The sequence below is a fragment of the Psychrobacter sp. CAL346-MNA-CIBAN-0220 genome, from assembly GCF_040309805.1.
Classification (GTDB): Bacteria; Pseudomonadota; Gammaproteobacteria; order Pseudomonadales; family Moraxellaceae; genus Psychrobacter.
Genome location: NZ_JBEOPF010000001.1, coordinates 1273767 through 1297281, shown reverse-complemented (window position 1 = coordinate 1297281; position 23515 = coordinate 1273767). Strand labels below are relative to the sequence as shown.

Genomic DNA, 23515 nt, shown 5'->3' with positions numbered 1-23515 from the left:
TTTGACCTGACCCCCATAAGTTAGACACAACTTACGAGAGTCAGGTCAGTTTTTTGGGTTTTTCTTTATTAGCCTAAATAATTAAAAATTACTGGCTAAGCCAGCAAAAAATCACAAAAACGATTAAAATGACCGATTTGCTATGCTTTCGATAGACTGTTAAATATAGCGAATAGTTACTTTTATTTTTGGATTGGGCGTAATATGTCAGATAATATAACGATTGCATTACCGAAAACTGCAACAAAAACTGCTCCTAGCGCTACCACTACCGATACCGCCACGTTATTGATTAAATGTAGAGACCAGGCAGGTATTGTCCAAGCCGTATCAGAGTTCATTCATCGCTATGGCGCTAATATTATTAGTTTGGATCAGTATTCGACCGCTCATGAAGGCGGGCAATACTTTATGCGTTTAGAGTTTGTTTTAGAAGGTCTGAGCGAGATTATAGATAACTTTGAGGCCAGCTTTGCGCACACGGTTGCTAAGCGCCACAAAATGACCTGGCGTTTGCATGACAATGCTATCAAGCTTAAGGTTGGTATTTTGGTATCGAAGTTTGACCATGCTTTATTGGATTTATTGTGGCGACATCAGCGCGGACTGTTAGATTGTCAAATTACCTCAGTAGTGAGTAACCATCCTGACTTACGGCAAGCGGTCGAAAACTTTGGCATTACTTTTCATCATATCCCTGTAACCAAAGATAATAAAGCAGATGCAGAAGCGCAGATTCATAAGCTGATGGCAGGTAATGACTTATTGGTATTAGCACGCTATATGCAAATATTATCTTCTGATTTCATTAAACGTTGGCCGATGCAGATTATTAATATTCACCATTCATTTCTACCGGCATTCGTGGGCGCAGACCCTTATCGACAGGCCTATGATAAAGGTGTGAAGCTGATTGGCGCTACTGCTCACTATGTGACCGCTGAGCTGGATCAAGGGCCTATCATCGAGCAAGATGTACACCGTGTGACTCATCGTCAAGGTGTTGCTGATCTGCGCGCAATTGGACGCGATGTTGAGCGTAATGTATTAGCAAGGGCGGTCAATTGGCATGTGCAAAATCGGGTAATTGTCACTGGTAATAAGACGGTGGTTTTCAATTAAAAAAGTGCTATTACCAATAGATGATAAAAGTAATCGCGAGGATGGGAAGCACGGATTACAAAAAATGTTGCCGACCGCCACGCTTTGCCTTATAACACCAGTTCTAAAACGAATTTGCTACCGACAAAACCGATCGCTAGTAAAATAAAAGCATAAATGGTGATGCTGGCAGCACGTTTACCGCGCCAGCCAGCACGCCAATTTCCCAGCAATAAGCCACCAAACAATAGCCATGATAGGATGCTAAATACGGTTTTGTGGACAATATGTTGAGCCATTAAATCTTGGACGTAAACAAACCCTAATCCCAGTGCGATACTGAGAAGGACAAAGCCGACCAAAATCATATCAAATAATAAGCTTTCCATACTTTGTAGTGAAGGCAATTTATTAACCCAAAAGCGGTGAATGCTATGATGCTTGAGTTCACGGATTTGCAATCGTAAAAATAGCGCTTGCACCGCCGCCATCAGCAGCACACAATAGGCGGCAAACGACAGTAAAATATGCGCTTCAAGGCCCATGCTGACATCGGTCAGTGGTTTATAAGGCGCGCGTCCAAAGTAGCCAACCGTCATGCCGATAAGAGCGGTCGGTGCGGCCAAAATACCGAGGCTAACAATAGGGCGGTATAGACTAAACAGCACGTAGAAAAATAAGAAAAATAAGCTGATCAAACTAAGCACATTAAATAAATTAAAGTTTAGCCCATATAAAGTGACAATATGGGGATACAGGAGTACGGTATGCGCCAGCATTCCCACCAGCAATAGGCCAAGACTAACCTCTTTATGAACAGGCTTATCTTTGATCAACGCCCAACTGATATAGATACTGACCGTAATATAAACCATACTAGCAATCATAAACGCAAGGTGCACAGGTAAGCCTCGTTTCGTAAAGAGCGCAAAATAGCCGCTCAAATTAATGCTAAAATGGTATTATTAGGATGGTTAGAATAAACGTCCAATTTATCATAAAATGGATGCCAATTGAGAATCATCGCTATCATTCTTTATAAACACCTATATTATAAACACAATGCAAAATGCCTATAAAGTCTTAGCCCTTTTTACGCTATAGTGTTGATAATCTATCGTTTTTTGTATTATTTGTCTTTTCGATAGGCATAAAATATCCCAATTGATCACTATTTTAAATAATAATTGTCCCAACTGGCGAGCTATTTTTAGTCATTTATTGAAAGCCTAATACAAGTACATAGCCTTTAGGCCAAAATTTTAATAGATATTCATTTTAATTGTTTAACTGAGAACTATTTATGTTTGATACCTTAACAGAACGCTTATCGTCGAGTCTGCGCAATATTGTCGGTAGCGGTCAGCTAACAGAAGACAACATCAAAGATACCTTACGCGAAGTGAGGATGGCGCTACTGGAAGCTGATGTGGCGCTACCAGTAACTCGTGACTTCGTTAAACGTGTTAAAGAGCAAGCCCTAGGTGCTGAGGTACTTAAAGAGCTTGCTCCAGGCCAGGCATTTGTAAAAATCGTTCATGACGAGCTGACCGAAATGATGGGCAGTGCCAATCAGCAGCTAGAAATGACTGGCAAGCCACCTATCATCTATTTATTAGCGGGCTTGCAAGGGGCAGGTAAAACCACCACCGCTGGTAAATTGGCTAAGTATTTACAAGAGCGCCATAAAAAGAAGGTCATGCTAGTCTCAGCTGACGTCTATCGTCCGGCAGCGATTCAACAGCTTGAGCAGGTTGCAGGGCAAGTGAATGCCAAGTTTGTTAACTCGAGCACTGATGAAAACCCGATTGATATTGCCTTACGTGCCATCGAAGAAGCCAAAATTCAATATCAAGATATCTTGATTATTGATACTGCAGGTCGTCTGGCTATTGACGAAACCATGATGGATGAGATTAAGGCGCTAACCGCAGCGGTTAATCCTTCTGAGACCTTGTTCGTAGTCGACGCCATGACTGGTCAGGATGCGGCTAATACGGCCAAAGCCTTTAACGATGCGCTACCGCTGACTGGTGTTATCTTAACCAAGACTGACGGTGATGCTCGCGGTGGTGCAGCACTTTCTGTACGTGCTATTACCGGTAAGCCGATTAAGTTCTTAGGTCGCGGTGAGAAATTAGATGCGTTAGAACTCTTCCACCCAGAACGTATCGCCCAGCGTATCCTTGGTATGGGTGATGTACTGAGTTTGGTTGAAGAAGTTGAGCAAAAAATCGACCGTGATAAAGCCGAAAAAATGGCGAAAAAGATGCAAAAGGGTGGCGAGTTCGACCTTGAGGATCTACTTACCCAGTTCCAGCAAATGAAGAATATGGGCGGCATGTCAGGCTTCCTTGATAAGATGCCGGGAATGGGCGGCTCCGATATGCAAAAAGCGGTTGAAGATGCCAAGCCGGAAGAAAAAGTACGTGAGATGGAAGCCTTGATTAACTCGATGACCTCATTCGAGCGTAAAAATCCGGACAAGATCAATCCCAGCCGTAAGCGCCGAATTGCCGCTGGCTCTGGTAAAGAGATTCAAGATATCAATCGCTTGCTCAAGCAGCATAAGCAAATGGCAAAAATGATGAAAATGATTTCTAAGCCTGAAGGCATCAGTAAAATGATGAAATCTATGCAAGGATTGATGGGCGGCGGCGGTGGTGCAGCTGGCGGCGGTGGCGGTGGCCCTTTATTTGGCGGCGGTGGTCAGTCAAAAGGGGGCATGAAAGATGTGAACCAAGCGCAAATGGCCAAGCAAATGGGACTTGATCCCAATAACATGCCCAGCACCGATGAGATGCAAAAGCAGATGCAAGAGATGCAAAATGAACCTTCTAAGAATTTCAAAAAACGCTTTTAAATATAGTTCATTAACTACAACTACTATATTTATTAACGTCGCATAAATATAAAAACCCCAACGCTGATGACAGCTCTGGGGTTTTTATGACTATAAGGTTTAATTAGTATGAGCTCAGTTCAAAAGTCAATGTCATACTGTCTACTTTTTATGAAATAACTCTTAATGAATAAGTTGTGAAAAATATAGAAAGTGATAAAACTTGTGAACCCTAAATGCTATGATAGGCGCTATTTTGAAACAGCAGCAGCTTAAGCCGAGGTCATAATGTTTTTAGCCATGGATACCGTGTTTGATCAGTGTTCAATCGCGATACTTGATGACAGCGGTGAGGTCATATCATGCCAGACCGAAACCGGTAAACGTCAGCAAACCCAGCAAATCTTACCGATGATTGATGCGGCTTTGTCTGAATGTCAGCTAAGACTTGCTGATATACAGGCATTGATATTTAACCGTGGCCCGGGCGCCTTTAGTGGTATTCGCATTAATACCGCGGTGGTACAAGCGTTGTCAGTCGCCCATGATTTGCCTTGTGTCGGTATATCAAGCCTACAAGCAATCGCCCAATGCGCGTATCAAAAATATGGTTTAACGCACGTTTATAGCGCCCTTGATGCTCGCATGCAGCAAGTATATTTCGGACAGTATCTATTAGACAGTCAGTTAGATGGTCAATTAGAAACTGCCATCATGCAACCTGTTTTTGAAGACAATAGAGACACTGAGCAACTGCTAGATTATGACAGCCAAACAGCGTTGAATATTCCTATTGTCGGTAATGGCGCGGGCCTACTAAGTTTGTATAATGAGCAGACAATCCATGAGGATGTGTGCCCTAATGCAACAGTAATTGGTCAATTGGGCATCGCACAATTCATAGCTTTGGGCGGTACAGAAGCGGCGCTTGCCTTACCAAAATATTTACGCAATCAAGCTTGGAAAACTTTAAAAGAACAAGGCAAGGCATAATAATTCCGACCTTGATTTAAACACTATGCGTGACGGCTAGGCCCCTTATCTCTCAAAAGTCTAGCAGCAACCGTATCACAACAATATAAAGCGACCAGCAGGTCCGTTTTTAGGAAAGCGATTGTGGATATTATCTTATTGATTCAAGCTGTGATCATGGGTATCGTTGAAGGTATCACTGAATTTTTACCTATTTCCAGTACCGGTTATTTGATTTTATCAGCAGACTTAATGGGTTTTTGGACTAAAGAAAAAGTCGATTTGTTCGTTGTCGTTGTCCAGTTGGGTGCTATTTTAGCGGTTATTTACGACTATTGGGGACGACTGTGGCAAGCGCTGTTGGGACTATTAACCGGCAAGGCGGAAGGTCTTAATAATCCAAGACAATTAGGTTTGAGTCTCATTGTAGCCACCATTCCAGTGATGCTGGTTGGTTTTACCTTTGCCGATGAAATCAAAACTTATCTATTTAATCCTATTACCGTGGCGATTATGCTAATTATCGGTGGTTTTTTGATATTTTATGTAGAAAACCGTCCGAAAGCCATTATTGCCAATGAAGCAGAAGATGTCAGCTTCAAGACCGCTTTACTGATTGGTCTATTTCAGTGTTTTGCATTGATACCCGGTACGTCGCGCTCTGGCGCTACTATTGTAAGTGCCCTTTGGCTGGGCGTTTCACGTAAAGCATCGGCAGAGTTTTCCTTCTTTTTAGGCATTCCAGTTATTGTGGGTGCCGCGCTGCTTGACTTACTCAAGCACGGTGACGTATTGACTAACCGCCAGGATTGGTTGGTACTAGGTATCGGTACCGCGGTGTCTTTTATAGTGGCACTATTGTGTATTCGTTGGTTGGTAGCGTGGGTAAGTCTTCGCGACTTCAAAATATTTGCATGGTTGCGTATTGTTACGGGTGTAGTGGTATTGGTAGCCGCATGGGGCTTTGGCTATCAGTTTGCAGGCTAGCTTTTGACAAGTTTGAACGAGTCAGATGTATCATTTTGAGTAATAATTAAACTAAAACCTGCTAACAACAGTCATTAAAATCAGTGGCATCAACAAAGGACGGCAATCATGACGGCGCTACCAGCATCTATCTCTCTGAGCGACTGCCGATTGCTCTATACTGCCAAAACGCAGTTGCCAAAAGTCGAGTGCTTACAAGCTCTAGTGAGCAGGAACAAGCTGTCATTAGGTTTAAATGTAGAGTTGATAACGGTTAAGCTAAACCAAAAAAACCGAGAGCAATTAAGTGCAGATGCTACTCAGCCTATTTTATTATTAGATGATAAAAGTAAACTGTCATTGCTGAGTGGTGGTCTGAGTGTCGCGCCTGAGTGGGACAAGCTACAACGGCGAGTGGTCAGCGCTGGTCGCAAGACGGAGCTACTACTACAGGCTACAAAAGTTGGTGTCGATAGCCATGTAGTCGATGCTACCGCAGGCTTTGGCCATGACAGCTTGATCTTGGCTAGTACTGGCGCGCAGGTCACGATGTTAGAACAGCATCCCTTAATGGCGTTGCTGTTGCTTGCTGAGCAACAACGTATGAGTACACAGCCGAATTGGCAAAAACTAATGGCACGCCTGCATATTATCAACACTGATGCGCTCAGTTATTTTGCTTCTTGTCAATATAGCGGCACGCTTGATAGCAGCACAGTTGCAACTACCCATGCTTTCGTTAATAAAGTAATCGATGTGGTGTACTTAGATCCTATGTTTCCAGAAGACAGCTATCAAGACAGCAAAACGGGTAAAGGTGCTAAAGTCGGTAAACTTATGCAAGCATTACACTATTTAGCCAGTGCACCGTCTCTAATGCAAGAACAGCAATTGCTACAAGGTGCGCAGGCGTTGGTTCGTGGCAAGGTTGACGGCAATAGCAGTGTTAGTGACGATATCGGTATTAATGGCGATAGTGATAACACTAAACAGCAGGGACGGGTTATTGTTAAGCGCCCACAGCACGCACCATTATTTGCTAATCAAATCCCAGATGATAGTTGGCAGAATGGTGCGGTACGTTTTGATGGGTACTTTACCTAGCGATTATTTTTCTCAATGGTTACTTGGTTCACTCATTTATAAACATAAAACCAATAAGTTTGGGGTTCAATGATGGTAACGATAATAATTTGGGTGGTGATAGCAGGTTTGCTATTGGTGAATATTGCTCTACGCCTACGAGTCCGCCATCTCAAAGCGCGCTTAGGAAAATTAAGCAACCCACAAGAAAAATTAGTTTATTTGCGTGAACATGTGCCTCATGATAATAAAATAACGGCTATCAAAGCACTGCGTGAACAATATCCGGAGTTATCGTTGTCAGAAGCAAATCAGTTATGGCAGCAAAAGTAGAGATTGTAAAACAATGACACTTAGTAATAGTCCATCTATGACATTCAATGACAAACTTCACGCCTACATGCAGTTAACACGCTTCGATAAGCCAGTCGGGATTGAGCTGTTACTGTGGCCTACCTTATGGGGCGTATTACTTGCAGCGATGGGTCAAGCCCAACAGCAAGGAGCAAGTGCGGGTCTACCAAGCTTAAAGATATTTGTTATTTTTGCGTTAGGTGCGATTTTAATGCGGGCAGCGGGTTGCGCGATTAATGATTTTGCGGATCGCAAAGTAGATGGTCATGTCACTCGTACGAAAGGCCGACCGCTAGCGGATGGTCGTCTTTCTGGAAAAGAGGCCATTGCCGCCTTCTCAATACTAGTATTGTTAAGTGCCAGCTTATTATTCTTTTTACCAATTCAAGTGTTTTACTGGTCACTGGGAGCGGTGGTTTTAGCGTTTATTTACCCTTTTATGAAGCGCTTTACTCATTTGCCGCAAGTGTTTTTGGCTGCTGCCTTTGGCTGGGCGATACCGATGGCCTATGTGGCAATAACAGGCACCACTGATATTTGGTGTTGGTTGCTATTCTTAGCCTATATGTGCTGGACGGTTGCTTACGATACCCAATATGCGATGGCTGACCGGGATGATGATTTAAAAATTGGCGTCAAGTCTACAGCGATATTATTTGGTCGTTTTGATGTGGTGATTATCTCGGTATTACAAACCTTATTTTTATTATTAATGGGCGTGGTGTTATGGCATTACTTTGCGCCAACTACTTTGGGCGTAGTGCCTATATTTGGATTAGCCTTAGTAGCGATGATGTTTTCTAAGCAAAATAATGCTTGCGGTAGCCGCGAAGCCTTCGCCTGTTTTCAAGCATTTTTAGCTAATATTTGGGTGGGACGTTATGTTTTTGCCTTGATCGCTATATCTTGTATCTGGACCAGTTTTAATGGATAAAGTACGTAAATCTCCAAAGCGTGGGTCTACCAAAACTTCATCATTAGATGAGCTAAAAATAAGTTATCAGCTTAATCTTGCCGAGCAAGGTCTGACACGCGTGCAAGTGATTGCTACCGAACGCAAACTAGCCAAATTTGCTAACGCGATGGATTCAGTGGTTCGTATTCCTTTTACCAAGCAAGGACTAGGTGCGGACGCGGCATTATCAACGATACCATTAGCAGGTGACTTGGCCGGATTAGCGTTAACCAGCTACGCCTTTATATTAGGCCGCCGTTTAGGCGTGCCGGTAAGCAAAATGACTCCTGCGGTAAGACTGGCATTAATTGATATGGTGGTGGGTATTATTCCGGGGGTCGGTACGCTGATGGACATTTTTATTCGTCCCAGTCGTAAAACTCTCAGCATCGTCCATCAGCATATACAAGATGAATATGGCATCACTGAAACCACCCATATGGATCGGCCCTTTTTACATCAACAGTTAGAAAATAAGCAGCGTAGCAGTCGCTTTTGGCGTCATCCAATCGCTGCTTGGTTCTATCTGCATATACCTGACATCTTAGGGCTGATAGTCATCGTAATTATCGGCTGGGGGCTGTGGACGGCGATTGGCTGGTTGGTAAGTGCTTTTAGCAATTTAACAGGGTTTGGTTAAAGTTTTTATCTAAAAGATTAGAGTAGGAACCAGATTAAGAAAGCGGTTAGCGATAATTTATATCGTTAACCGCTTTTTTATGGCTTTGAATAAAATAATACCTTCTTAAGGTAATGTAGTCTTAAAGCAATTCAATCTTAAAAAGCCCTAAGGCTGAGTGACGACTTCAGCTTCGGCACTAATAGCCTCAAAACTAGTAACTTTATCATTTTGCATCAGGTCTATTGTGCTACCACCACCATGACTGAGTAGCTCAATATTGCCATCTGCTGAACGATAAGTTGGGTTGTTACCTTGTCCTTCTGGCGCGCTAAGAGTCATTTTTGGTTTATTCGGTAAGGTCAGAATAGCATTTAGCACACCTGTCGCTGAGGTCTCAAAGACTACGGATAAAGTATCACCTGCGGCACTTCGATAGCGTACATCAGTGATTTGCGTGCCTTTTATGGCTTGCTTGGGACTTGGCGTGATGGTTTTAGCATTTGAAGTGACTCCTTCAGCGCTTTGTTCGACTACCACCACGTCATCTACATTTTGATTATGGTCATTAATACTGGTAGCGACAGGCGTCATTTGGTCGTCTGTTGCGGTTTGAGTGTCAGCAGCGGTCTCAGAGTCAGGCATCTTTTGGCAAGCGCTCAGAGTAAGAAAGCCACAAAGGCTTAAGAGGACAGCGGGAAGAATGCGGAAATATGACTTAGGTGCTAATAAGATTGGGGCATTGATTTTCAGAAAGAGTTTATTCATAGAGATGCTATTCACAAAATGGACATTAGTTGTTAAGAGGGTTTTATTGAAGCACGGTTAGCAAAGAGGAACAGCCCGCTTTTAAGTACTGACAGTAAGGATTAGCTTGCGTCGACCGCCAGAATCTCTATGCTCGCATAAGTAAATACCTTGCCACGTTCCTAGTCCCAATGCTCCATTTACGAGGGGTATAGTTAAACTTATCCCCAGCATCATACTTTTGAAATGAGCTGGCAGATCATCGGAGCCCTCTAAAGTGTGCCGATACTCGGGTTGATCGGCGGGTGCGACTTTATTGAGCCAGTCTTCGGTGTCCAATCTCACATCTGGATCCGCATTTTCATTGATAGTAAGGCTTGCTGAGGTATGTTGCAAAAACAGATGCACTAAGCCAGCTTCTACTTTGTTAGGCAACATCTCACAAATAGCATCTTGAATCAGCGGGGTGACGACATGAATGCCTCGCGTATAGGGAGGGAAAGTTAGAGTAGTTTGATGGTAAGGCATCAGATGATTCTCACTGTTAGGTGGAGCAAACCCATAAGTTAGCTTGAATGAGTTAAAGCAGTGGTGTTTGTAAACGGGCACGATTTGGCGATAGTCGAGCTAGCATCGTCGCTGATAAAGGCGGGAACGACCCTAGCATAATGTCCGCCAAAACCTCAGCGCATATCGGTGCAAAGGCATAGCCCTTAGCACCCATGGCACTCAATGTCCACAAGCGTTTACTTCGTGCTAACTGCCCAACGAGCGGATGATAATCAGGGGTTTGGGTCCGAATACCGGCACGTGCTTGCCATAAGCTAGTATCAGTTGGGATAACTGCTTCCAGTTCAGGAATAGCATTGACCAGCTTATCACGGTTATTTTGCTGCTCAGAAGCCCGAATATCCGTCTCAATATCATTGCGCACAAAACTTGCACCCAGCAATAATAGCCGTTGACCTTCTTCTACATTATTTAAAGCAGCATCACCAGTTTGCGCCATAAACGGTGCGCAGTATCCGCTATATTTAAGTGGTAATTTAGGCAGTTTAGCCCATTGTGCTACTGTCGGGGTAAACCAAGACAACTGCCCACGGATTTTGCGGCAATCAAAGATACGGTTATCTAATTGGTGGCTCTCATAAGCTGCACAAATGACGACATTATCGGCTTGGATAGTGATAACACTCTCACCGTTATCTTTATCATTGTTAGTGTCATTACGGTTGTGACCAATGATACCAACGCTGGTTTCTGTCTCATTTATCTGCGTGATTGTTAACTGCTGGTAAGTGATTGACGGATGCGCGAGTATTACATCCTTTAGCGCCTGTGGATTGACCAATCCTGATTGCGGTAAATATAAATTTTCGGATAAATCTTGTGCTGTTAAACTCGTAACTTCCTGCGCTTGTACAACCGATAGGGTGGTTGCCATCTCATCCGGATAGTTCGCAATCTGCTCAACACTGACATTGGCTTTCATTAATAAATCGAGCGCCCCTGTGGATTCAAGTACTGGCGCCGTATTACCTTGAACCGCTTTATCATTGAGCTGGCGATAGAGTCTGCTGCTATAGAGATAGCCGGTGGTATGCAGGTGGTCATCGGCATGATGAATCGGGGTCATTTTTGGGGCGAGTAGGGCACGCGGGTTGCCTGATGCACCTGCTAATGGCGCTGCCTTGTCTATGAGCGTCACTTGAATACCACGGTTAGCAAGCGACCAGGCGGTCATTAAGCCTGAAACCCCGGCACCGATTATTATAGTATGAGGGGGCTTAGTTGTTACTATTTGCTGATCTTTAGACTTATCAACGCTGCTTAAAACACACGAATTATCACCGTCTCTATTGTAACAGCTGTCCGTGCCATCAAAGCTATCCTGTTTCTCAAGGCTGTTATCTGCCGCTATATTGTCAATCATGACCGCCGTTAGCATCTCACGCTTACGTCCAAAACCTGCCACTTTTTTAATCTCAAAGCCGCTATCCTTTAGGGCACGTTTGACAACACCGGCACAGCTATAGGTGGCAGCAGTTGTACCCGAGCATGACAAGCGCTGCATTTGCGCAAAAATTGTATCTGCCCACAACGACTGATTACAAGACGGTGCAAAACCATCTAAGAACCAAGCATCAACATGAGCGGCCCGTTGATTATATGCGGTTGTATCTACTTGCGCTAAGCTATCGGTAGCATCACCCAACCAGATATCAACGGTTAAATTATCATGGGTAAAGTTTAGACGGTGACAGCCAGCAATAAGAGCAGGGTAAGCCGCTAACAGCTGTTTAATCAATTCGGCTAATTCGGGCGCACGTTGTCCCCATAAGGTCAGTATCTGGGTCAAATCTTCAAGCGCTATAGGATACTTTTCGGTGGTAATTAGATGTAAACGAGCCGTTGCTAACTCTGGATGCGTAGCGCGGAGTTGACGCCAAAGTTGCCATAATGCTAGCAAGTTAAGTCCAGTACCAAAGCCCAATTCAGCAACAGTAAAACATTGTAGTGGTACTAAATTTGCCAAGCGCTCGGGTAGCTTATTGCAGTTAAGAAAAACGTGGCGTGACTCTGCTAAGCCGTCGGCGTGTGAAAAATACACATCACCAAATTCTCCCGAAAACGGTACCTTGTTGCCCGTATCATCGGTTTGCCAGTCAATTTTAGCCGGTGTAATAACGTTTGAAGGTTCAAATGTTTTTGATTGAGTCGCTGGCTGGTTGATAGCATTTTTGCTATTAATAGATACAGAAGAAGATTTAGACATAGAGGATCACGTAAGTTAAGTCATTTCAGTTAAAACAAGGCATTTTGATAGCGTCATCTAGCGAGATAACCAAAACCAACAAACCCTAGAATACTAGGAAGATGAGCGTAGAAAGTTGCTAAGTACAGCGAACGAGTCTGACAATACAGGTTGTTTATGCAGGCTTTATCATACTAACGTGGAAACAGGATAAAAACGGTATGAAATCATGTGTAGGCTCTACGCGTATTATAGCTAGCGAGATTGACAGAGTACCATGGGTATAGTGTTTTAACTTACCAGCGTTCACGGCGTAAAAATACCAGCCAAGAGATAAAACTACCAACCGATAAGCTGATCAATACCGTAAAAGCGCCGTACAAAAACAGCTGACCTTTACTCTCATATATCAAGACATTGACCTGAGTTTGTAAGTCATTAACCTGTCTTTGCAATTGTGCGTTATGGCTAAGTAGTTTTTGATTGGCGGCTGATAATGCTTGATTGGACGGTTGCAGTTGGGCCGATAAAGTAGGGTTATCAACTGGTATTACAGCGTCTGCAGTAGGTGTCTGGTTATTACCATCTTGTGCTACTACTGAATCAGTAGGCGTTACGGTTGGTGCTGCTTGTACACTCATAGCTGCTGCAAAAATGACCGTTGCCAAGCCACGTTTGCAGCGGTGTGCGGCTAATAGAGTGTTTGGTGCTAATAGCTCTGGTCGTTGATTCACGATGCTGCAGTTTTATCAGCGGGTGCGGGCAACACATGGATAAATGGCTTAATATCTACATGACTGTATACCCCGTCACGCAAGTAAGGTTCAGCGTTTGCCCATGCTTGCGCAGCCTCTATCGATTCAAAATTAGCAATGACAATACTACCTGACATCTCCGTCATGGCGCCTTGACCATGTTCAATAGGCGTTGGGCCAGCGATAAGCAACCTTTGCTCAGCTTCTAACGCTTGTAGACGAGCCAAATGCTCAGCACGAGTAAGCTGTCGTTGCGCACTGCTATTAGCAACGTCATAACCGATGATTGCAAATAAAGGCATTAGATTTCCTTAATAGACAATATTATTGATTATTTTCATTTATCCATAGTTAATAATGAATAAAGTAGAAAAGATATATAAACTTGCAAGGCTGGCAAAATTTTCTCGCTTGCTGTGCGGCTATGCCACTCCAGAGGCTTCGAAGATTTTCCACAACTGTGCTATATCGGTTTTATAGTAGACTAACTATCGCTTCATAACGGTTAATAATTAATCTTTTTTATTTGACTGTTTTATCAGTCAAAGCTGGATTGATATGCTTTTTTAATACCGCAAATTGGGCGATAACAAACACCAGCATGATTGGAATCCAGCCATAGGTTTTAAAGTTAATCCATGCTTCATCAGACATAGTAAATGCCGTGATATAATGGAGTACACCCATGAATGCAAAAAACAGCGCCCAAGCGATAGTCAGTTTTTTCCAGCCGCCCATTGATAGGTTAAACACATCTTTCATTGCCAGTTGCATCAGCGGTTTATTGATAGCAACGCTTACCAGTAATGTTAAGGCAAAAATCCCGTTGATAATCGGTGATTTCCAGCGCAGATAAATGTCATCACGCAACAGTAGCGTACCGCCACAAAAGACAATAGTCAGTAACAGTACAACCCACTGCTGTTTATCAAATTTACCTTTTTGACGCACAAAATGAATGGCATAAATGATAAGCGTGGCAATTAGCAATGCGCCTGCTGCTGCTAAAATTCCGTTAGTACGGGCAGCAATAAAAAAAGCAATCAAGGGAATGAAGTCTAATAAGGCTTTCATATCAGGTGAGATGTCCTACAAAAACGTATGGGGTAGTTTACACGTCTACTGCGCCAAAAAAAAGCAATCAAAACTATAATAGCGCTCTATAACCAACACCTCTGTTAATTATCTATGATAATTACTTATAATAAGCACTCATAATAAACAGCACTATTATTTATCATTGAGCTATTCTATCTTCATCTCATTTATATCATGCTCCAAAACCTTAAGGCCAACCTTATGAAAATTGACTTACACTGCCATAGTACTTGTTCTGATGGTACTTATGCGCCAGCGGAAGTAGTACAGCGCGCGCATACAGCGGGCGTCAACGTATTGGCACTGACTGATCATGATACTTTATTAGGTATTGATGAGGCGCGCGCGACCGCCGATGCTTGCGGTATGCAGCTAATTAATGGGGTAGAGATAAGCTGTGAGCACACTCTTAATGGGGGCTATGGCAAAAATAAATCCACTAATAAAATTATTCATGTGCTGGGATTTAATTTCACTGATCGAGATCGTATGCATGAGACTTTACAACAACTGCAAGACAGTCGCGCCACGCGTGGTCAGCGTATTACCGAAAAACTTAGCGAGTTATTGACGCTTGACTATGATGAGCTGTGGCAACAAATTTGCACTAAGGCCGGCAATAACCCACAAGCAGTTGGGCGCGCGCATATTGGGCAAGTATTGTATGAGCGCGGACTGGTCAAAACCGTACAGAAAGCGTTTGATAAATATTTAGCTGATAACAAGGCGGCTTATGTGGCGATTGATGCGCTGAGTATGGCGCATGGTATTGAGCTGATTCATGCTTGCGGCGGCAAGGCCGTATTGGCGCATCCGACCCGCTATCAGTTATCCGCGACCAGAGTACGCAAACTTATTGAAGAGTTTGCTGAGCTTGGTGGTGATGGTTGTGAGCTTCCCGCCAATAGTGAACCGCTTAGCACGCGTAGAATGGTAGATCGCAGTGTTGCCGAACATGAATTGGCAGTTTCGATAGGCAGCGATTTTCATGGTAGTAATATGCCTTGGCGACGCATTGGCGATGTGCCAACCTTGAACCCTGAACAGCAGGGAATTTGGCAATATTTTTAATGTTATCAAATTCTTAAGCTTTACTGTAACTCAGTAATGATGGACATTTAACGACTAATGCCATTGAATTTTCACTTTTATTTAACAATTATCACTGTTCAAAATTTTCATAGCGATCGCTGCTATGGTTTATAAATTAAAGCTCAGGCAAGAGAAGGATTGCTAATTGCCATAAAAATTGCCACACTGGATAACTAGACATCCGTAAGGTAATTAATAAAACTATAAACGGTAGCGTATACATGCCTGTATCGATATACCAATTAGGCTATAAAAAACTTTCTCGGATTATTTTCGAGTGGCAAGCCGCGGACCGAGCGTCGCTGCTGGCATTGTTTATTGTGATTGAAGTCTCACTACATTGGTTTTGGTTTTTATATGTTTGGCTACGCCAAGATGCTTATGTCACTTATGTGAATATGACTCTACTTTATCCGATGTGGTTGGGTATCACGGTGATGGGTCTGTTTTTTTGGTGGATGATTGGCCATCTATCGCATATTAAGAACAACGATGAACGTCTGCACTATTGGCAGATTGTGTTGATTGCGGTTTATAGCCTGTATATTGCCGTCGTTATTTTAATGATGGGTCACAGCAGCTTGGTATCTGGGATATCGCTGGTGGGCGGTGCAATGTTGGGGATGATGCTGGTACGCCGGAGATATGTTTGGCGTGCTTTTTTATGGCAAATTGCTTTGATTATTATAGTGACACTCATTCCTTATTTGGGCGTTAACTTACCTAGTTTATGTCAACTTACCATCACCTCCATCCCCCTTGATACCTACAGCTATCTGACTTATAACGATACTACCACCATTGAGAATGCAATAGCCGCTTCTATTTTTAAAGAGGGTACGCTAAGCTGGGACAGTCTGCATCAGCTGCGTCGCTCCTCCGCATTTTTTTGGCGTTCAACCCATATGTATTTGGCACTGCCTAAAGCTATCTTTATAGTTTATGTGTTCCGAAAATTGCTATTGATATTGGATGACAGTAAAGAGGAAATTTTACAGCACGCCAATCAAGATGAGCTGACTAAGTTGAACAATCGCCGCTTCGGTTTAAGTCAAATGCAGCAAACTATCATGGCAACCACTGCAGCGCAGGACTATAGTGTCATTTTGCTAGATTTAGATTGGTTCAAAAATATCAATGATAATTATGGTCATGAAGTGGGCGACCAAGTGCTGCGCGAGGTGGCGAAAGTACTGGCGCAAGCATTCACTGATAAAGAAATAGTCAGTCGTTATGGGGGTGAAGAATTTTTGATTGTACTGCCCAATACAGGGCATGACAGCGCGTTGGATATCGCTGAGCAATTGCGTGCAGATATCGCCCAGCATGTGATACAAGTCGATGCTAATCTTAGCTTTCGGGTGACCGCCAGTCTCGGTCTTTATACTTTGAATTACGCTGAACTGCTACGCATCAAGCAACAATGTGCACCAGCGATGACCCATACTGAAGGCTCTATGCCGGCTTATGCTGACATCAACGCTGCTAGAAAGGACAAGTCTAACGTGAATGAGACTAAGGCGAATAAAGTCCAAACGTGCAAAAATAAGTTAAATAAGCCGCATATTGTGCCCTCACGTACGGATAAACGCACCGTCGAACAATTTCACCGTCAACAAACGGCGCAATTGTCTAGTGATGTCAGCCAGCGCCTTATCAGCACTGCTGATAAGGCGCTATATAAAGCCAAAGATCGTGGTCGCAATCAAGTTGTCAGTGCTAATGATTTATTAGCAGAAGGCATTATCACTGAGCCTAGTTATAGCACTTAAAAAAGCACCCTAAATTTAAAAAACAGTTATTCAAACGGCCTTTGCCTAAAAGGTATTTAATATGCTGCTGACATTTGTAAATCCTGAACCAAACTTGCTAGTACACTAGTCGCAAAGCTACCGGTTGGCAGACTAAAACGCAATACTAGTGTTTGCTCATCTACCCACTCCCAAGCCATTTCCTCGATAAGCAACCGCAGTGAGCGCCGCTGCGCTTTAATATCACGCTGCTCTAAACCCATTGCCAGCTGAGTTAATAAAGGGCTTTGCTGCACTATATCATTCTCAATTTTGGCCGCAGCACCGCATACCTTGTCATTACCCACACCCCACAAAACGCTTGTTGGATGAATATCACCTTCTGCAATTCGGGCGCGTAATGTATCGTCCATTTGCTCACTAGAAAATATCGACCCTGAACCATTTAAATTAAATACTTCACCTGCCATGCCATTATTCCAGCTGCCATCACGCACTCTTGCTGCTAAGATATGATTAAATATCAGACTACGCGCGGCAGACAGTGGCATGGCATTTTGTTCTCGCGGTGGACGTTTGCGCTTGCTCTTCTTTTGTGACGGAATATTTTTTTGTGGAGGACGAGCAAATAATCTAAGGGCTTCTCTAATATTATTACCATAATGACCAAAGCGTTGCGGGCCAAAGTAATTGGGCACGCCATATTGGCTCATATGCTGTAAATGCTTTTCTATGAGCTGCTGTTGTTCAGCTGGTTGTTGCTCAACTGATAAAATATCAGCCTCAAACTGGATATCACGTAAAGTAATGATAAATTGATTGGCTCGGTGCGCACCGCGATTGAGTTTTTTATTATGCCACTGTTGGGTGAGTATTTGTACGCTTTCATTATCGCCAAGGTCAACAGGCGCAAAAGTAGTCGGCGGTAAGTGCTTTTTTGGTAACCGTAAACTAAACCACTGCGTCGTCAATGCATGGCGGTCTTTTAGTCCGGAATAACCAACATCCCGCAGTGGAATATCTGCCCACTCAGATAATAATTTAGCAAGATAAGCAGTATTCATACCTATTTTTTGCATGTGCAGCCATAAATGCTCACCTTCACCTGTAAAAGTATTGGGTAGTACTTCATTGACAATAAAGTCTTGGGCACAGGTTTTATAAGTAGCTTGCTTCAAAGGCGGTAGCATCCGTTGCGGCAGCTGTGAAGTATCTGTCAGCGCGGCAAAGTCAAAGCTTGCACTGTCGATAGGCTCTTTATCAAATAGCTCTTTATCCGTTGCTGGCTGGGGGGTAGGGATGGAAATATCAGTCTCTTGAGAAGGCATAAAATAGTCGTCTATTAGGGTTAAAAGTTGAAAGCAGCGTTTAAATAATGGGTAATAAAAGGCAGTCGCTTGTGTAGAAATTCATTTAGAAAGTTACGTTTTACTACGTGGCAGACATACAATAAAACATCTTGCGAGCGGTGTACTTGCTACTATCAATCAATGTCGTGTTTTAATTTCAGCAAAATCTTCAATTCAACGCCGTATGTAACATAACAACGCGATGTAGCTACACATCAAAAACTATAAACAGTACTATGCAACCCATCAGGCAGCAATCGCCACCGTTAAGGATGACTTATGACCCACGCACCTGTTAATCCAGCTATTATTAATACAGTGACTATCAATAAAGCCGACATTCTTAGTGGCGGCATGAAATCGTATAAGCAAGATGATGATAGTATCATTTTAATCACTCGCGACGACAATACGTTTTATGCGTTCGATGGTAAATGCCCACATGCTGGCGCAGATTTAGGCGACGGATTACGCTGTGGCAATCGCGTGGTCTGTCCATGGCATCATGGCACCTTTGATAGTCGTGATGGCACATTACTAGAGCCGGTAGCGACCGAAGGGCTGACTCAATATGAGTTTACCGACAATGGTGATAGCTTGACGGTGAATACAGATCACAAAGTCGAGGCGACGGTTGCTAATGACAAGTTGACCGAAACCCACACGGTTATTGTCGGTGGCGGTGCGGCTGGCTTTATGACCGCGCATCAACTACGCAATACCGGCTATGGCGGCAAAATTACGTTAATCAGCAAAGACAATAAAGCCCCTTATAATCGTCCTTTATTGTCTAAAGCTTTCTTAGCAGGCAATATGGCTGAGGAAAAACTCCTGCTGGGCGGTACGGACTGGGCTGCAAAGAATAATATTACCCTGCGTCTAAATCAAACCGTTAGTGAAATCTTACCGAATGAGCGGACATTGGTGGTTAGTAACGGGAAAGGCGATGATACTAAGGGCGATAATGAAAAGTTATCAGCAGACTTCTTAGTGGTGGCAACTGGTGCTGAGCCTATGGTTCCGCCTATAAAAGGCGCTGACCTCGATGGTGTGTATACTTTACGCAGTATGGATGATGCCAAATTGATTAAAGCCGCCAGTCATGATCAGCGTGTGGTCATCATAGGTACTGGCTTTATCGGTATGGAAGTGGCCTCAGCTTTATCGCAAGCAGGTACAACCGCATCTATTACGGTTATTGGGCAAGATCAGCGAGTAATGGGTAATATTGTCTCTGAAACGGTCAGTAACGCTCTGATAAAATTGCATGAAAATAATGGTATTAAGTTTGTATTGGATGCGACGGTTAATGAAATCACGGCTGTTGGCAACAGTGCCAATAATACTGATGACAAAACATTTTCACAAGTTGGCGGCGTAAATTTGGCAAATGGTGAGCAGATAGACGCCGATATTGTTATCTTAGGTACCGGCGTGGCACCGCGAACGGATTTGCTAAGCGAAGTTAATGATCCTGATGGCGTGCAAGTGGATAGTCATCTACAGCTGCGCGATGGCGTTTACGCGCTGGGTGATATTGCTAAAGCAGAGGGTCAAATGGGTCGGCTGCGTATTGAGCATTGGCGCGTGGCACTGCAACACGGTCTCGTGACGGCGGCTGCGATATTAGAAGACAATAGTGTAAATTCGCTAGACGCGCGCGTGCCGTTCTTTTGGACAATGCAATATGGTAAAAGCTTGCGTTATAGCGGTCATGCAAAAACGCCGGATAATAATATCTTAGTAGGGTCACCTGATACCCTTGATTATATTGAATATTACTTCGATGATGATGGTGACAATACTCGAGCCAGTGCTGCCAGCACCTTAGGGCGAGATAAGGATTTAGTGGCCTTTGGTGAGCTATTACGTCAAGGTCACGCACCAACACGTGCGCAGATAAATGCAGGATTCGATATTATTGACCAAGCCCATGCGTTATCGCGTTAAGCTTATCAGGATAATGACTCTAGTTATTATCGGGTAATGACAATATAATTGTTAGGTAATTATTATATATAGGTATCTATGAGCAAGCATTCCATATTTTTACGCCAAGCTGAAATTGCCGATATTAGCGCGCTTGAGCTACTGCTTAACCGCTGTTATCGGCAGGCGGAGGGCTGGACAAATGAAGCCGATTTGGTCGGTGGTATTCGTATCACTGCTTCCGAGCTTACTGCCGTTATCGCTGATTCTAAGCATTATCTTTTTATCTATCCGAAGACTGACACGGGTGACCGCGATGGACAAGAAACGGGTGAATTATTAGGGTGCATTGCCGTTGACATGAAAGATAGCAGTGCCTATATTGGCATGTTTGCCGTTAGTCCGGAACTGCAAGGACAGGGTGTTGGGCATCAAATACTACAAGCGGCAGAAACCTTTGCTGGGCGACATTTGCAATCTCGTAATCAGCCTAGCCGTTTAACTATGAGCATCTTAAGCCACCGCCCTGAGCTGTTGGCTTATTATCAGCGCCGTGGTTATAAGCTTACAGGAGTGGCTATGCCGTTTCCAGACGATGGTAATAATGGTGAGCCCAAGCAGCAAGACTTACAATTATTAGAACTAGAAAAAACAGTCTGTGATTAGAAATAAGGTGTTTAATTTAATACCAAAAATTTTTAAAAGTCATGAATATCCCAATACTAAGCAATATAAATGCCACCAGAATCAAACGCTTAAACCAATTAAAGGCAGGTAGGCGGGTGGCATTATCATCGGACATCAGATAAGCAAACAGGCACATTAAGCTTGCTACTAAAGTCATGATACCTAGGCCAATTGGAAGAATAAAAAAATATACCTCCCACACAGTCCTCTCCTAACAGTTTTTATTACTAGCATCATAGCAGTATCAGCGTTTGGCTGTCAGTATTAGAAATATCTAAGTACCCTAAAACTATATTTATCAGAGCCTTTGCATACATTTAATATATGCAGAGGCTGATTGATGACACGCCTTAATATTGCTCAACCTATAAAGACTAGCGCATCGTCACAAACGCTTCTGAGCCGGTTGGGTGGATGGCAACAGTATTATCAAAGTCAGCATTAGTAGCGCCCATTTTTATGGCTACCGCAAAGTCTTGAATTATCTCATCTACGCCAAAGCCTATACCGTGTTGTGCCCCTTTGATATCTGGGTAAATAGGATGACCGCCCGTTGCGATCAAAATATGATCAGCCGTAATATGTTCGCCATTTACCTCTACTGTCTTGGCATCGACAAATTTGGCGAAGCCTTTTATCACGTCAACGCCATTTTTCACCAAGTTATTATCATAAGAGTGGTGAATATTTTCTATATATTGTCGGCGACTCTGCACCAGCTTTTGAAAATCAAAGCCTTTAACCTTAATATCGAATCCATAGTCTGGTGCATACTTATGGATGGCTTCGGCAACTTGCACGCCATACTACATTACCTTTTTGGGTACGCAGCCCAAATTCATGCCAATGCCGCCTAATTAGCTGGCTTCAACAATGGCGCATTTTTTGTCATAGCTTGCTGCTCGGTTGATCGATGGAATACCGCCGCTACCGCGATCTAAACGATAGCACGACGCCTATAAAACAACAGTCCAGGAATCGACAAGCCCAGCACCAATCCTGAGGTCACAAATAAGGCCTCAAACAAATAAACCATCATTTGGCTAAATAACTCGTCTGAAAAGCCAAAATAACCAATCTGTACCATACTGACCATCGCCTTGTACGCGACGATGCCTGGCATCATACAAATGACGCTTGGCGAGATAAGGGCTTTGGGTGGTAGGGTATATTTTCTAGAAAAATAAACCCCCAAAAAGCTGGCGAGCATCGCCCCAAAAAAGCTGGCAACCACGATATGTATGTGCTGATAGACAAGGACTGTTTTTAATCCGAACCCAAAAGCAGTCATGAGCAAACAAGGCAGAATATACCTTTTAGGGACGGTGAACATCAGCGTCCAACCAAGGGTAATAATACAGGACAGCACAACGGCTTTAATGAACCACATATCAAAATCCCCAGTGCTGTATTCTAAGTAGAACAAGGGCCATAACAATGCCAACGCCAGCTGAAAAGGTCAACATATAGGTAAAAACGGCACGCCCAACCCCAATATTGACATAGCCTTTTAAGATGTCCGACAAAGAGTTGATTAGGGGAAAGCTTGGTACTAATAGCAAAACGCTAGAGGCAACGGCAATATCTGCATTATTACCGATATCAAAATAATAGGTTGTCGCCCCAATTAAAGAGGCGATAAACGCTGTCACAATGACGGCTATAAACGGGTTAAAGTGATGTTTGGCCAGATAAATACGGGTGAGCATCGCCACCATACCTGCGGTAAAGGTCACGGCAGTAATCGACCAACTGCCGCCGTTAAGATAAGCAAATGCGGCACAAGAGGCGCCAACAAATAGGCACACTAGCCACGTTGGGTAAACCGTCTTATCTAACTCATCAAACGCAAGCGTGGTGAGTTCAGTCAGCTCATGATTCAGCTTATCATCGCTTACGGTGGCTTCGGTTTTATTGACAATTTTCTGGATTTGTACCAATAAATTGACATTAATGCTCTGATTGATGGTGTCCCTAGTGGTGGTGATACAGCGTTCATCACAAATAGTTGTCAAGGTAATGGCATTAAAGTTGAGCGAACATTCTACGCTGTTCATCCCCAAGGCGATGCCCAAGCGCTTAGATAAGTCAACCACAATGGCAGACTCAGCACCATATTGCATAAGCAGTAATCCGCAGCGCACGCACAATCGAGTAATGCGCTGTTGCTGTACGTAGCTGATAGGAGTCATTGGTTAGATACGCATGTTGGCTATGGATTCATTCATACAAACAGTATGAGTGATTGTGGGGTACTGATACGGATATACCATAGATCGGAGTAACATAACGATAGCATGAATTGCGGTGTTTTTTACTTTGGTAAACGTATAAGTACAAAAGATAAAACTACGGTCTTAGTAGCAGCTCGCTTTATTGACATTATCTCAGCCTGATCTCTCAGTGAAGCGTACGCATCGTATTTGATGCTAATATAAAGCGTAAACCACTGTAGCAGGG

General features: G+C 43.4%; 22 protein-coding genes and 1 pseudogene. 12 read left to right on the top strand and 11 right to left on the bottom strand.

Annotated features, from left to right (window positions below; all coding sequences use genetic code 11):
* Positions 1 to 204: 204 nt before the first annotated feature.
* Positions 205 to 1122 carry a formyltetrahydrofolate deformylase gene (gene purU, locus AAEY88_RS05050; protein WP_350559962.1) on the top strand — a complete coding sequence of 306 codons (918 nt, stop codon included), beginning with the start codon at positions 205 to 207 and terminating at the stop codon, positions 1120 to 1122.
* A gap of 89 nt (positions 1123 to 1211) precedes the next feature.
* On the opposite strand, the gene AAEY88_RS05045 is transcribed toward purU, so the two are convergent.
* A complete protein-coding gene (locus AAEY88_RS05045) occupies positions 1212 to 2003 on the bottom strand; it encodes a cytochrome c biogenesis protein CcsA (protein ID WP_350559959.1) in 792 nt (263 codons plus the stop codon).
* Positions 2004 to 2404: 401 nt separating this feature from the next.
* Between AAEY88_RS05045 and ffh the strand changes: the two genes are divergently transcribed.
* From ffh to AAEY88_RS05010, 7 genes are all read left to right on the top strand, one after another.
* Positions 2405 to 3964: a signal recognition particle protein gene (gene ffh / locus AAEY88_RS05040; RefSeq protein WP_350559956.1), complete on the top strand. Its 1560-nt coding sequence runs from the start codon at positions 2405 to 2407 to the stop codon at positions 3962 to 3964.
* Positions 3965 to 4231: 267 nt separating this feature from the next.
* Positions 4232 to 4936: a tRNA (adenosine(37)-N6)-threonylcarbamoyltransferase complex dimerization subunit type 1 TsaB gene (gene tsaB, locus AAEY88_RS05035; protein WP_350559953.1), complete on the top strand. Its 705-nt coding sequence runs from the start codon at positions 4232 to 4234 to the stop codon at positions 4934 to 4936.
* A gap of 123 nt (positions 4937 to 5059) precedes the next feature.
* Entirely contained in the window at positions 5060 to 5902 is an 843-nt protein-coding gene (locus AAEY88_RS05030) for an undecaprenyl-diphosphate phosphatase (RefSeq protein ID WP_350559950.1), read from the top strand.
* A 108-nt stretch (positions 5903 to 6010) separates the two neighbouring features.
* The gene (locus tag AAEY88_RS05025) at positions 6011 to 6985 is read left to right on the top strand and encodes a class I SAM-dependent methyltransferase (protein WP_350559947.1); all 975 of its coding nucleotides are present in this window, start codon (positions 6011 to 6013) and stop codon (positions 6983 to 6985) included.
* A gap of 69 nt (positions 6986 to 7054) precedes the next feature.
* Positions 7055 to 7297 (top strand): hypothetical protein, encoded by a 243-nt coding sequence (locus AAEY88_RS05020; RefSeq protein WP_350559944.1) that lies wholly within the window; start codon positions 7055 to 7057, stop codon positions 7295 to 7297.
* Between the two features lie 37 nt (positions 7298 to 7334).
* A complete protein-coding gene (gene ubiA / locus AAEY88_RS05015) occupies positions 7335 to 8252 on the top strand; it encodes a 4-hydroxybenzoate octaprenyltransferase (protein ID WP_350559941.1) in 918 nt (305 codons plus the stop codon).
* The gene (locus AAEY88_RS05010) at positions 8245 to 8913 is read left to right on the top strand and encodes a DUF4112 domain-containing protein (RefSeq protein ID WP_350559938.1); all 669 of its coding nucleotides are present in this window, start codon (positions 8245 to 8247) and stop codon (positions 8911 to 8913) included. The genes ubiA and AAEY88_RS05010 overlap by 8 nt, the downstream gene beginning before the upstream one ends.
* 147 nt (positions 8914 to 9060) lie before the next feature.
* Here the strand turns inward: AAEY88_RS05010 and AAEY88_RS05005 are convergent, their stop codons facing one another.
* From AAEY88_RS05005 to ispZ, 6 genes are all read right to left on the bottom strand, one after another.
* Positions 9061 to 9660 (bottom strand): hypothetical protein, encoded by a 600-nt coding sequence (locus AAEY88_RS05005; RefSeq protein WP_350559935.1) that lies wholly within the window; start codon positions 9658 to 9660, stop codon positions 9061 to 9063.
* A gap of 81 nt (positions 9661 to 9741) precedes the next feature.
* Positions 9742 to 10167 carry a secondary thiamine-phosphate synthase enzyme YjbQ gene (locus tag AAEY88_RS05000; RefSeq protein WP_350559932.1) on the bottom strand — a complete coding sequence of 142 codons (426 nt, stop codon included), beginning with the start codon at positions 10165 to 10167 and terminating at the stop codon, positions 9742 to 9744.
* A 52-nt stretch (positions 10168 to 10219) separates the two neighbouring features.
* The gene (gene mnmC / locus AAEY88_RS04995; protein WP_350559929.1) at positions 10220 to 12415 is read right to left on the bottom strand and encodes an FAD-dependent 5-carboxymethylaminomethyl-2-thiouridine(34) oxidoreductase MnmC; all 2196 of its coding nucleotides are present in this window, start codon (positions 12413 to 12415) and stop codon (positions 10220 to 10222) included.
* 275 nt (positions 12416 to 12690) lie between these two features.
* On the bottom strand, positions 12691 to 13128 hold the full coding sequence (locus tag AAEY88_RS04990; protein WP_350559926.1) for a hypothetical protein: 438 nt from the start codon (positions 13126 to 13128) through the stop codon (positions 12691 to 12693).
* Positions 13125 to 13451 (bottom strand): YciI family protein, encoded by a 327-nt coding sequence (locus tag AAEY88_RS04985; protein WP_350559923.1) that lies wholly within the window; start codon positions 13449 to 13451, stop codon positions 13125 to 13127. The genes AAEY88_RS04990 and AAEY88_RS04985 overlap by 4 nt, the downstream gene beginning before the upstream one ends.
* 220 nt (positions 13452 to 13671) lie before the next feature.
* On the bottom strand, positions 13672 to 14223 hold the full coding sequence (ispZ, locus tag AAEY88_RS04980) for a septation protein IspZ (protein WP_350559920.1): 552 nt from the start codon (positions 14221 to 14223) through the stop codon (positions 13672 to 13674).
* 225 nt (positions 14224 to 14448) lie between these two features.
* Here ispZ and AAEY88_RS04975 point away from each other — a divergent pair, with 225 nt between their 5' ends.
* Positions 14449 to 15318 (top strand): PHP domain-containing protein, encoded by an 870-nt coding sequence (locus AAEY88_RS04975; RefSeq protein ID WP_350559917.1) that lies wholly within the window; start codon positions 14449 to 14451, stop codon positions 15316 to 15318.
* A 242-nt stretch (positions 15319 to 15560) separates the two neighbouring features.
* Positions 15561 to 17111 carry a diguanylate cyclase gene (locus tag AAEY88_RS04970; RefSeq protein WP_350559914.1) on the top strand — a complete coding sequence of 517 codons (1551 nt, stop codon included), beginning with the start codon at positions 15561 to 15563 and terminating at the stop codon, positions 17109 to 17111.
* A gap of 56 nt (positions 17112 to 17167) precedes the next feature.
* Here the strand turns inward: AAEY88_RS04970 and truD are convergent, their stop codons facing one another.
* Positions 17168 to 18418, bottom strand: coding sequence for a tRNA pseudouridine(13) synthase TruD (gene truD / locus AAEY88_RS04965; RefSeq protein WP_350559911.1), 1251 nt, complete (start codon positions 18416 to 18418; stop codon positions 17168 to 17170).
* Between the two features lie 300 nt (positions 18419 to 18718).
* Here truD and AAEY88_RS04960 point away from each other — a divergent pair, with 300 nt between their 5' ends.
* Positions 18719 to 20389 carry an FAD-dependent oxidoreductase gene (locus AAEY88_RS04960; protein ID WP_350559908.1) on the top strand — a complete coding sequence of 557 codons (1671 nt, stop codon included), beginning with the start codon at positions 18719 to 18721 and terminating at the stop codon, positions 20387 to 20389.
* A 78-nt stretch (positions 20390 to 20467) separates the two neighbouring features.
* A complete protein-coding gene (locus AAEY88_RS04955; RefSeq protein ID WP_350559905.1) occupies positions 20468 to 21034 on the top strand; it encodes a GNAT family N-acetyltransferase in 567 nt (188 codons plus the stop codon).
* 398 nt (positions 21035 to 21432) lie between these two features.
* Here AAEY88_RS04955 and AAEY88_RS04950 read toward each other — a convergent pair.
* The 3 genes and pseudogenes from AAEY88_RS04950 to AAEY88_RS04940 all read right to left on the bottom strand — a co-directional run.
* A pseudogene (locus AAEY88_RS04950) lies at positions 21433 to 21975 on the bottom strand (FAD-dependent oxidoreductase); the annotation flags it as partial.
* A gap of 17 nt (positions 21976 to 21992) precedes the next feature.
* Positions 21993 to 22445, bottom strand: a complete 453-nt coding sequence (locus AAEY88_RS04945) for a threonine/serine exporter family protein (RefSeq protein ID WP_350559902.1) — start codon at positions 22443 to 22445, stop codon at positions 21993 to 21995.
* A gap of 1 nt (position 22446) precedes the next feature.
* The gene (locus tag AAEY88_RS04940) at positions 22447 to 23247 is read right to left on the bottom strand and encodes a threonine/serine exporter family protein (protein ID WP_350559899.1); all 801 of its coding nucleotides are present in this window, start codon (positions 23245 to 23247) and stop codon (positions 22447 to 22449) included.
* Between the last annotated feature and the right edge of the window lie 268 nt (positions 23248 to 23515).